Origin of the sequence: Proteus faecis, assembly GCF_030286765.1 — a bacterium.
Classification (GTDB): Bacteria; Pseudomonadota; Gammaproteobacteria; order Enterobacterales; family Enterobacteriaceae; genus Proteus; species Proteus faecis.
On record NZ_JASVWV010000001.1, the window covers coordinates 790,284 to 802,153 of the forward strand.

Consider the following 11,870-nt stretch of genomic DNA (forward strand, 5'->3'; position numbering starts at 1 on the left):
TCGACACGGTGACGCTACCTTCAATACCTTTACCAGAAAGAATTGACCAAGCACGACTGAAATGGACGTCGTTACAGCAACAACATCTCTATTTTGCCCCTGTACGCCACCATAGCCCAGCTTGTGCATACGGTGTTTTATCACTTATTGATTCAGTAAAGCCTGACTATATTTTGATAGAAGGCCCGGATACGTTTAACTCACTAATCCCAAGCTTAAACGATAAAGACACTCATCCTCCTGTCGCCATTATGGGACAAGCAGAGTATTTGCATAATGATGGAAAACAAGAAGGAGGTGAGAAATCACTACACTCAGCCTATTTTCCATTTTGTGAATATTCTCCTGAATGGCAAGCTTTGCGAGGTGGTTTGCGCATCAATGCCAAAACACGTTTTATCGATTTACCTTGGGCTGCACAAGTTAATAACGAAGAGTATAGCGACTCACAAAGTCGTAGCTTACAAAAAGAGCGTTATTTCGCACATAGCCAATTTATCGCGCAATTAGCCAAAAAATGCCACTGTCGTGATCATGATGATGTTTGGGAACATCTTTTTGAATTACGTAATATTGAATCCTTAGCGGATTGGCAAACGCTGTTTAATGACACCTTTATTTGGTGCGCACTTGCACGCCTTGATTATGAACCTGAAGTGCTTGAAGCAGAGGGCTCTTCACAACGTGAAGCACATATGCTCACACATATTCAAACCATCAAACAACAAGAGCCTAATGCCAAAATTTTAATCGTCACAGGAGGATTTCATACCCTTGCATTAATTGAAGGCCTAACTAATTCACAATCTCAATCTTTCGCTATTTCTAACGCAGAACAGAAGCAATTCACTAAAATGCAAAAAATGGGTGAAAATGAGCAAGCTTGGCTTATTCGTTACAGTTTTGACAGATTAGATGCACTTAATGGTTATGCTTCAGGGATGCCATCTCCAGCATTTTATCAACAAACTTGGCAAAGTTTGATGCAACAACATCATGATAAATTAGAAAATAATGATGCAGCAAAACAGCCAACCCAAGTTTATCGTAATAAAATGGGGATCGCTTTTCTAAGCTCTGTAGCTCAGGCAATTAGAGAAAAACAATTTGATAATCCACCTAGCTATTTAGCGGTAAAACTCGCGGCTGAACAGAGTTTACGCCTCGCTTTACTCAGAGAGCACGCCGGTACCGGTCGCTATGACTTGCTTGATGGTTTACAAAGCGCCTTTATTAAAGGCAGTTTAGATGATAGCCAAAGCGAATTATGGGCTGAAATTAAAACCTGCTTCTCTGGTTATCTCTTGGGTAAAATTCCATTAGGTACGGCCACACCTCCCTTAGTTAATGAAACCTATGAACGAGCTAAAGCTTTTCGTTTCAAACTTGATGATACTTTAACAAAAACAACTAAGTGTGATGTGTACCGTAACCGGCAACATCGCTTAAGAAGTCGCTTTTTACATTTATTGGCTTTCTTAGAGATCCATTTTGCACACCGTGTAAATGGCCCTGATTTTCTTTCTGGTCATCAATTAGATCTGTTATTTGAAGAGTGGCAATACGCTTGGACACCCAATGTGGAAGGCGAGCTAATTTCACTATCAGAGAAAGGCTCTCAACTTGAAGCCATCGCCCTAAGTAAGCTGTTATCAATGGAGAAACAGCTTGAAGATCAAGGTCAAAGTCGTTCAAGTCAAAGTGCAGTAACGTTATTAATCCAAGCAGCATTAATTGGACTCCACCAGCGCATACCATCACTCTTTAAATTGTTAGATAGTTATATTCAGCAAGATTTTCGTCTTGAGTCTCTCACTCAATGTGGACATAAACTGATCCATTTATGGCGAGGTCGCCAATATCTTGATATTACTGATGAGCTTTCACTTGAAAATCGTCTACATCAAGTTATTCCACAAGCTTTCTTTTGTTTAGAACAATTGGCTCAGGGTGATGAGCAACAACAAGAAAGCAATTTACAAGCGCTACTCTCTTTGCGTGAATTGATTGAATTTATGCCATCACTCAATAATCCGCATGATTATAAAAGTGATTTCTATCAGCAACTCAATCGCCTTGATGGTCAATTAGATACCGTACCTTTATTAAAAGGTGCCGTAGATGCATTACGTTATTTAGGCTCATATATTGACGAAAATACATTAGTCGCCGCGCTAAATACGACCTTTAGTACAGGCAGTTCTCCCGAACATGCTATTGGTTATTTCGTCGGTATGATGCGAACAGCACCCGAATTGGTTATTCGCCTACCGCTATTAGTTGATCACTTAAATACCTTGTTACAGCAATGGGATGAAGAACGATTTATTCAGATCTTACCTGATCTGCGTTTTGCCTTTAGCCAACTTAATCCCAAACAAAATGCGGAGCTTGCACAATATATTGCCAACGATATTGGTTTAGATACGCAAGCGTTATCTTTGTGGCAGTCAGAGTTCAGTGCTAAACAGATGCTTGAAGCCACTAACCTCAATCAAAAATTACAACAGCGAATAATGGAACAAGGCATGACTTCTTGGTTTGAAACTAAGAAAACAGAGAAAGGAGATACGACTCATGAGTCAGCATAATGACGATATGCCTGAAGAAAATAAAATAAAACAAGCAAAACGCTGGCGCCTGATTTTAGGTCAATATGCTGATGATGCTCTTGGGCAAGCAACTTTTAATGCTGATGATTTAAAAGTTGAACGTACACTCGACTTTCTCTATCGCCGAGAATATCAACGCAGAGGCCTTCGCCAAGAACGAGGTCGTCATGGATCACTCGATGCATCGCAACTTACTGCGGTAAACTGGCTAAATCACGCACGTAAGCTATTCCCTAATAGCACATTTGAACGTATGCAATCACAAGCGATTGAACGTTATCAAATCAGTAGCTTTCTTAAAGATCCCAATACGTTAAAAGCGATGGAGCCAACAAAAGCGTTAGCTAAAACATTATTAAGCTTACGTGGCCGTATGAGTGAAGAAACACGAGACGCGGTTAAAACCATTATTCGTAAAGTGGTTGATGATATTTTACGTCAAATTCGTAATAATTTTCGCCAATCGTTAACAGGTCGTCGTAACCGCTTTAGACGCTCTTTAGTCCCCAATAGTCGTAACTTTGATTGGCGCGCAACTATCGCGGCGAATTTAAAACATTACGATACTCAAAATCGCCGTTTAGTGATTGAAACTCCCTATTTTAACTCACGGATGCAACAGCACTTTCCGTGGGATGTGATTCTTTGTGTTGACCAAAGTGCGTCAATGTCCAGCTCAATTATGTATGCCGCAGTTTGTGCCAGTATTTTAGCCTCTTTACCTGCTGTTAATGTCTCTTTAGTGGTTTTTGATACTCAAGTTGTCGATTTGTCGCATTTAGCAGACGATCCCGTTGAAGTTTTAATGACAGTACAATTAGGTGGCGGTACTGATATTGCAGGTGCAATGCAATACTGTGAACGTTTGGTCAAAAATCCTAAACGCACAATTATTTCACTTATCAGTGACTTTGAAGAAGGTGGCTCATTAAACCGCTTATTAGATTGCACACAACGCCTTAATAGCCAACAAGTTAAATTATTAGGGCTTGCGGCGCTTGATGATGAAGCTCAACCTGTTTATGACTCAGCGATTGCACAAAAACTTGCGGATAGAGGTATGCAAGTTGCAGCGTTAACACCTGAACATTTCGCACAATGGTTAGCAGAGGTAATGCAATGAGTTGGCAAACTGTTTACTTTCATTACGATGAAGATGCGCTCACTGTATTTGCTAATGCAGGATTATTAAGACGCGCAAGAAAAGATGTTGATAACAAAAAAGTTTCTCTCACTGATGCCAATACAGGACAGTTCAATAGTGACGGACAAAATGTTGTTTTACACGAAGCGGGGATCCAACAAGCCAGTTGCGATTGTTCTGCATCAGGTTGCTGTAAACATATTTTAGCCGCCGTTTTATGGCTACAAGCCAATAATAGTGTAGATAATTCAAATGATGATAATAGTAATGAAACATCATCAGAAACCATTACTGATCCCGTTGAAATCGCCCCTCTATTACCCACCTTATTGGCTCTTGATCCAGAAGCATTAATCAAAAAAACAGGAAAACCAGCCTGTCGCATGGCGATTAAATTAGTTGAACAGTGGGAAACAACAACATTAAATTTAGAAGACACGGGGACACAGTTAAAAATTCAACTTCCTGATATTGATGAACCTGTTATTTTCTTACAAGGTAGTGGTTATGATGGCATGTTATCACCTTTTTCTGACTCACAGAAAAAAGCATTTCACCTTGCTATTGTGGCTAAACTATTTGAACAACATGCTCAACCATGGGTTTGGCCTGAAGATTTAATCGTTGTTCCACCTTCAAAGCGTCCTCTCAATGAAGAAGAGTCAGCGTTAATAACGACAGTTGAACAATTTATTTATGATCTATTGCGTCAAGGGCTATCACATATCAGCGTAAGCAGTGCCACACAGTTGCACTTATTGAATATGACAGCTAGAGCAGAAGGTTTACCTCGTTTAGCATCTTATTTGCGAACATTAAGCACCCAAGTTAAGTTGTTGGCAGAAAGACATTTCACTATGGATGAAAGCAATGTCTTGCGCTTGTTGGCTCATATTTCAGCCTATCTATTCCAATTATCCAATGCGACACCTGAACAGTTAAAAGTGTTACGAGGACAACTTCGTCGTCAATATGATGATAAAAAAACGAGCCTCTCACTGATCCCTATTGGTGCGAACTGGTGGACAGCACAAAGTGGTGCATTAGGTGCAACCTTTACCTTTTGGGATAAAGAAGAAAAACAGCTCTTACAAGCAACACAAGCACGCCCAAATCAATTGGATACTCTGTTTAACCGTTATAGTGTTTGGAATAGCTTATCGTTATGGAAACAAACATCCGATAAATTAATGCGCCGTCCTTTTTTATTACAAGAGCCTCGTATTTCTGATGAAGGAAAACTGGCGACTATTGGCGAAAGCTTTGCACAAAACCAAACGGACTTTCTTGATATTACGGATTATCACAATCTGCAAACTGAATTGGGGATCAACAATTGGCAAGCATTACCGGACTATTTTGCTAATCAACCTGAAGGATTTCTTTCTCCTCTCGTCTTACATATCAAAAGCTATAAACCATTAATTTGGTATGAAATAGAGCAGTGCGTTATTTGGGATGTTTTAGATAATCATGATAATTCGGCCTTCTTACGTCTTTATTGGGAAGGAACGATGCAAAATAATCTGGAAGAATTACGTTATCTCACTAAGCGAGAATTAGAGATAGTTGCAGTCACTGTGCAACCTGTTCGACGTGATTTAAATATAGATTTATTACCAACAACCATTTGGTTTAAAACGACAAAAGGTATTGAACTGTTTTATCTCGATTTTGACCAATTTCCGCGTAAGAAAAAACAGTCTACGTTTATTAGCCGTATTCAAGAATATATGGCTAAACGTAAGCAACAAACGGCAATGCATCACAGTGAGCCGACTTTAGCACAAAAATTTTGCCGCCCTATTTTATCAGTATTAGAAGCCCAAGCCTGTACTGGGAGAGAATTACTTTCTGAAATGCAAAAAGAGCAGTTAGAAATAAGCAAGCATACTGCTGACGATTTAGGAATGACATTAATAGCCAACCAATTAGCTCGTTATCTGGCCTTAACGACACGTGATCCTCAAGCTTTATTACAGCTAATTTGGCTATGCGATAATCTGCAACAATTACAAAGCCCATTACCCATTCAGCTTAATGAGTAATAAAGTAATAAGCGATCTCTCTTTCATGGAGAGATCGCTTATAGAATAAGAATAAATAGGCTTATGCTGGATTATCAATATCGACAAATGTCACATCGAAGTGATGTGTCTGAGCAAGCCATTCACCTAATGCTTTAATACCATAACGCTCTGTCGCATGGTGTCCCGCTGCAAAAAAATGCACGCCCATTTCTCTTGCAATATGAATAGTTTGTTCCGAAACTTCACCAGTCACAAAAGCATCCACCCCTTGCTCTGCTGCATCTTGAATAAAGCCCTGTCCGCCGCCTGTACACCAAGCAATATTACGAATAGTTTCAGGGGCATTATCACCACAATGCAATACATTGCGTTGTAATGCTTTTTCTAAACGAGCTTTTAATTCAAGAGGCGTTAAAGGTAAATCAAACACACCTTTAGGCACTAAAGGTAATATTTCACCTTCAACTTTAACGCCCATTTTTAACGCTAATTGAGCATTGTTACCTAAGATTGGGTGAGCATCTAACGGCAAGTGATAACCAAAAAGATTAATATCATTACAAAGTAATGTCTTTAAGCGGTTACGCTTCATTGAGCGAATAACAACAGGCTCATTTTTCCAAAAGTAACCATGGTGTACTAAAATCGCATCAGCGTTTAATCGTACAGCTTCATCAAGTAATGCTTGGCTTGCCGTTACACCCGTTACTATTTTTTGAATATGAGGACGACCTTCAACTTGAAGCCCATTAGGTGCATAATCTTGAAAGTTCTCAATGCTTAACTTCTCATTAATCACTAATTCCAGATCAGTATTCTTCATTTTATCTATTTCCCTGTTATCACGAATGCCACTATTTATCTAACAATAAGATAAATAGTATTAGGTTAATCGCCTTCGTTTAAATGACTGATTACTGTTTATTGTAACGTAAAAATTGAAGATTATTTGCAGATAAGAAAAAACAAGAAAGTAGCACCAGAAAAGTGCTTAAAGAGGGATAAAAATAACGCCTACTTTTGCAGGCGTTATCTTAATATTCTGTTATTTGTGACTATTTAGTGCCACTTCTGATTTTGCCAACCAAACGGGTTTATCGCTTGTTTTAGACCATACTCGATGTATATAGCTATAAAACTGTGCGCGTTTAGGATGAAAAATCATAACAGGAAATGCCACAACACCTAGCGCAATCGCACCAGAACGACGGGCTAAAACATGTTTTTTTGTATATTCGCTATAAGCTGGCATAGTGCTCTCCTGCATACAGATTAATTTATTGATTGAAATTTTACCTCATTTAATGAAACTTTACTACTGATCAGACCACTTAATTTGTGCGAAAAATCACCTTTATTTTGCTTGATATGTAATTAAATTTCATAATAGAAATAAAAATAAAACAAAATTGAAACAAAAAATAAACCATATTAACAAAATAGCCTAATATTTTATTAAATTACGGTTATAGTAAATAATTTTGCGAGTGAATTATAAAAAAGAGAAAATCAGAGAATAAGATTTACTGCTAAAAAATAAATAACTCTAGCCCCCCCACTTTTACCTTTGTTACCTACAGCCATTCTTATTTTGCGTGATCCACCTGTTCCTTTAATTAAGTCGCCTTTATCAGGTTTACTGATAAGTTCATTTTGAAGTATTCGTATTTCTTTATCTGTAGCCAATAGTTTGATTTGCTCAGTAAACATTGAGGTTTAAATAAATTCTATGGCATGACTCATTAAATTCCCTTTCTAATCTGTCATCAATGGGTGTGCAATGTACACCAACTAAATTCAAGATTAAATACGAGTTATCATACGACAAAGAATTTTTTTGAAAAAAAATCCCTCTATCAAAGAGGGAGATAATTTTAATTAAGATATATTTATTTCTTAACCGTTTTGCCTTTACCACGTAGGGTTTCGGTTAACCCTTTAAGAAAATATCTCACGAGTTGATCGCCACAGTTACGATAGTTTTTATGTCCAGGCTTACGGAATACTGCACTGAGTTCTGGCTTAGAAACACGGAAGTCTGCAAGCTCATAAATCTTTAGAATATCAACATCTTTTAACTCAAAAGCGACACGCAGTTTTTTTAAGATAATATTATTTGTTATACGTTTTTCAACTTCAGGTGCTGGAAAATTCTCATCTTTGCCTCGACGATAAAAAATCAGGCCATTTAAAAAATGTCCCATTGCATTATCGTCACACTCAACAAACTCAGGCTCATCGTCTTTTTTCAACCAACTATTTACTAACTCTTTTGTGACTGTGAAATCAGCCAGTTTCATGATTTCAACAACATGCGCATCACTTAGATCCAGCATGTAGCGTACACTTCGTAAAACAAAATTATTTTGCATTGTATTGATTATCCACTCTATTTTTAATTCTAAATCAACCTCAATGATGGATATCAATGCTGTGATCTAAAAATATTCAATAATTAAAAAAATACACTCTACCTTTAGGTAGAGTGTATTCTCTATAAATAGTTTATCGTACTAACTTATTTATTAGCAAAAACATTATTTACTATTTCAATAGCTTCTTTTTCAATTAATTCACGATGCTCAGGACCACGGAAGCTTTCACAGTAAATCTTATAGGCTTCTTCGGTACCAGAAGGACGAGCCGCAAACCAACCGTAATCGGTCATCACTTTTAAACCACCAATAGATGCGCCATTACCAGATGCATGCGTTAAACGTGCAGTTATTGGATCACCGGCTAATGTACTTGCTGTCACCATTTCAGGCGATAAACGTGACAACAGCGCTTTTTGTTCATGGGTTGCTGATGCTTGAATACGGTTATAGCTTGGTGAACCAAAACGTTGTGCTAATTCATTGTAATGTTCTTGCGGATCTTTACCTGTTACTGCTTTCATTTCGGCAGCCAGCAGGCATAAAATAATACCGTCTTTATCAGTTGACCATGGTTTTCCATTAAAGCGTAAGAAAGATGCACCAGCACTCTCTTCACCACCAAAACCAAATTCACCGCTAAATAAGCCTTGAACAAACCATTTAAAACCAACGGGCACTTCAACTAGCTCACGGCCTAAATCTGCCACAACACGGTCAATCATTGCACTTGAAACCAGTGTTTTACCTACTTTTACATCGTTAGCCCATTGTGGACGATGGCGGAAAAGATAGTTAATCGCAGCCGCTAAATAGTGATTAGGATTCATTAAACCAGAAGGTGTCACAATACCATGACGATCGTAATCAGGATCGTTAGCAAAGGCTAAATCAAACTTATCACGTAACTGTAATAAGCCTTCCATCGCCCATGGCGATGAACAGTCCATGCGAATAACACCATCGTGATCCAGCGTCATAAAACGGAACGTCTGATCAACTTGATCGTTAACTAATTCAAGATCAAGACCATAATATTCACCGATGCGTTTCCAGTACTCAATACCAGAACCACCTAATGGATCAACGCCCAATTTTAAGCCCGCTTTTTTAATCGCTTCCATATCAACAACGTCACCTAACGCTTTGACATAAGGCATAATTAAGTCTTGAGCTTGAATATAACCACTTGCTAATGCTTCATCATAAGAAAGACGTTTGATCCCTGCTAAATTGTTCTCAAGCAGTTCATTAGCTCGTTTCTCAATAACTGAAGTTAAATCTGTATCCGCAGGCCCACCATTTGATGGATTATATTTAATACCGCCATCTTCAGGTGGATTATGAGATGGCGTGATCACGATACCATCAGCAATATCTTGATGTGCTTCATTGTATGTCAAAATAGAAAAAGAGACCGCCGGTGTTGGTGTATAGCCATTATTTTCTTGAATAATCACTTTAACTTTATTGGCGGCAAGTACTTCTAAAACAGAAATAAATGCAGGCTCTGACAATCCATGGGTATCTTTACCCACATAACATGGTCCTGTTACTTCATTATTAGCACGTACTTCAGCAATAGCCTGTGCAATTGCCAAAATATGTGCTTCATTAAAGCTATGGCGATTTGCACTTCCACGATGACCAGATGTACCAAATTTCACACGATGAGCATTATTGCTAGCTTGTGGTTTAAGTGAATAGTATTGAGACGTTAATTGCGCCACATTAATAAGATCACTTTGACGAGTATGCTGCCCTGCTCTTGGATGAATTGCCACGAATCTTCTCCTATTAGACATCACAATCACGCTTTAAACAAAAGCCTTTGCAATGCATCAATTAACAATAGTGGTTAGATAGTTCCACACACCTTATCAATCTCATTTGCAGGGAATTGCATATCCTGCATGATGCTTTGTACCATTGTTCTTTTACGCTCTGTGTTCGAGTTAGTGATAACCCAAAACGGCGTACCTGAAATATGGCGCGGTTTTGTATGACGTCCACTATCGAGTAATGTTTGTTCATCACCAGCAAAATAGATACGTGTTCGTCCATGTACTGTTTCAGCAGATTGAGTAAAAGTAGCGCTATCTAGGCTATATAACGTAGAAAGGATCTGTAAAAAACGATCAACTGATTTTGTTTTTTCTGCGTAACTGTCAGATAGCAGCAGTTCTCGCATTTCACGGATCGGATTTTTTGCTGGTGTAATCGATTTAGGTTCAGCTTCCTGTTTTATAACAGGTGCTTGTACTGACTCAGTGACAACGACTGGTTGTACGGGCTGTTTGGCATCGAGCTTCAGTAGACGCCTTAAAATATCTGAAGCGCTTTCACCGATATGCCTAGTTTCGCTAGCAATATAGCGGTAAAGTTCGTCATCAATTTCTATCTTTTTCATTGCTACCCAGTACTGTTTTCAAAAAAAGTAATTAGGATTATAAGATATAATCTTTAAAAACAAAATAGGTAAAATTTCAATAACTTAAAGAAGATCTATTCGAGATCCTACCGTTTTAAAGGCTAAGCTCGGCATTTATCCTATTGTTTATCTTGGTATCATCTTCTATTCTTTGAACTTATTCGCAAAAAGTCAGTTTTAAACTCAAACATATCACACCACCAATTCCCAAATAATATAAAATCCTAATTATTTATTTTTGAGCAATGTCAATACTTCAACTTTTTAAATAACTTTAGAATATATATCTACAAAACATTATTTTTATAGTTTTTTATAAATTTATCTTATCAATTATTTCTAAGCTTCATTACTCTTTCATCTTATCGCGATAAGTTGGCTTAGCATCTTGTGCATGTCATCATAGAAGAAAATCGCAATCATTTTGGTCATTAATATGAAACTCAATACATTATTAAATTATCAATTACACCAACCTGAAACTACACCTGCATCTAATTTACCTATCGTTTTAATTCATGGTCTCTTTGGTGATCTCAATAATTTAGGTGTTTTAGGTCGCGCACTTCGTCAAGATAATACCGTAATACAAATTGATGTGCGTAACCATGGACATTCTCCTCATAGCAACAGTATGAATTATCAAGATATGGCACAAGATGTGCTCGCATTACTTGATAGCTTAACTATCTCAAAAGCCATTATTATTGGGCATTCAATGGGAGGCAAAATTGCGATGGCGATGACAGCGTTAGCTCCCGAACGTATCGCAAATATTGTTGTGATTGATATGTCCCCTGTTGCTTATAACGTTCGCCGTCATGACAAAATTTTTGCTGCGCTTGAAGCCGTAACGGAAGCTCAAGTCACACGCCGTCAAGATGCTGTGGAAATCATGCGCCCTTTTATTGAAGAGGAAGGTGTGATCCAATTTTTACTCAAATCATTCAAAAATGGTAAATGGCTATTTAATTTACCTGCAATAAAAAATGCTTATTCAGACATTATTGGCTGGCAAGAGGTGCCGGCTTGGCATCATCCTGTATTATTTATTCGTGGCGGTTTATCACCTTATATTTTAGATGAGTATCGTGAAAATATAGCTCGCCAATTTCCTCTCGCGACTGCCTTTGTTGTCGCAAACACAGGGCATTGGGTTCATTCAGAAAAACCAGATACCGTTATTAAGGCCATTCGTCGTTTTTTAGAAAAAGCTTAATTAATAGACTTTACTGTTTAAAATAACGTCACTGAAAAATGAGAATTTAATAGAGTGTA

General features: G+C 37.9%; 9 protein-coding genes and 1 pseudogene. 4 read left to right on the top strand and 6 right to left on the bottom strand.

The window, feature by feature from the left end; translation table 11 throughout:
• The first annotated feature begins 8 nt into the window (after nt 1–8).
• The 3 genes from QSH13_RS03725 to QSH13_RS03735 are packed head-to-tail and all read left to right on the top strand — an operon-like array spanning nt 9 to nt 5,804.
• Complete coding sequence (locus QSH13_RS03725; protein WP_286038837.1) at nt 9–2,591, top strand: DUF5682 family protein; 2,583 nt, start codon at nt 9–11, stop codon at nt 2,589–2,591.
• Complete coding sequence (locus QSH13_RS03730; RefSeq protein WP_286038838.1) at nt 2,578–3,735, top strand: VWA domain-containing protein; 1,158 nt, start codon at nt 2,578–2,580, stop codon at nt 3,733–3,735. The genes QSH13_RS03725 and QSH13_RS03730 overlap by 14 nt, the downstream gene beginning before the upstream one ends.
• Nucleotides 3,732–5,804, top strand: coding sequence for an SWIM zinc finger family protein (locus tag QSH13_RS03735; RefSeq protein ID WP_109406501.1), 2,073 nt, complete (start codon nt 3,732–3,734; stop codon nt 5,802–5,804). The genes QSH13_RS03730 and QSH13_RS03735 overlap by 4 nt, the downstream gene beginning before the upstream one ends.
• Before the next feature lie 61 nt (nt 5,805–5,865).
• Here the strand turns inward: QSH13_RS03735 and QSH13_RS03740 are convergent, their stop codons facing one another.
• The 6 genes and pseudogenes from QSH13_RS03740 to seqA form a co-directional block, all read right to left on the bottom strand.
• The gene (locus tag QSH13_RS03740; protein ID WP_109373941.1) at nt 5,866–6,609 is read right to left on the bottom strand and encodes a type 2 GTP cyclohydrolase I; all 744 of its coding nucleotides are present in this window, start codon (nt 6,607–6,609) and stop codon (nt 5,866–5,868) included.
• Nucleotides 6,610–6,831: 222 nt separating this feature from the next.
• Complete coding sequence (locus QSH13_RS03745; protein ID WP_286038839.1) at nt 6,832–7,038, bottom strand: YbfA family protein; 207 nt, start codon at nt 7,036–7,038, stop codon at nt 6,832–6,834.
• 260 nt (nt 7,039–7,298) lie between these two features.
• Nucleotides 7,299–7,496, bottom strand: a pseudogene (locus tag QSH13_RS03750) (type II toxin-antitoxin system RelE/ParE family toxin); the annotation flags it as partial.
• Nucleotides 7,497–7,675: 179 nt separating this feature from the next.
• Nucleotides 7,676–8,158, bottom strand: coding sequence for a YehS family protein (locus QSH13_RS03755; RefSeq protein WP_098943871.1), 483 nt, complete (start codon nt 8,156–8,158; stop codon nt 7,676–7,678).
• 146 nt (nt 8,159–8,304) lie between these two features.
• Nucleotides 8,305–9,945 (bottom strand): phosphoglucomutase (alpha-D-glucose-1,6-bisphosphate-dependent), encoded by a 1,641-nt coding sequence (gene pgm / locus QSH13_RS03760; RefSeq protein ID WP_249717133.1) that lies wholly within the window; start codon nt 9,943–9,945, stop codon nt 8,305–8,307.
• Nucleotides 9,946–10,019: 74 nt separating this feature from the next.
• Nucleotides 10,020–10,571 carry a replication initiation negative regulator SeqA gene (gene seqA / locus QSH13_RS03765; protein ID WP_109398151.1) on the bottom strand — a complete coding sequence of 184 codons (552 nt, stop codon included), beginning with the start codon at nt 10,569–10,571 and terminating at the stop codon, nt 10,020–10,022.
• Between the two features lie 457 nt (nt 10,572–11,028).
• Here seqA and ybfF point away from each other — a divergent pair, with 457 nt between their 5' ends.
• Nucleotides 11,029–11,811, top strand: a complete 783-nt coding sequence (gene ybfF, locus QSH13_RS03770) for an esterase (RefSeq protein ID WP_109406503.1) — start codon at nt 11,029–11,031, stop codon at nt 11,809–11,811.
• Nucleotides 11,812–11,870 lie beyond the last annotated feature (59 nt).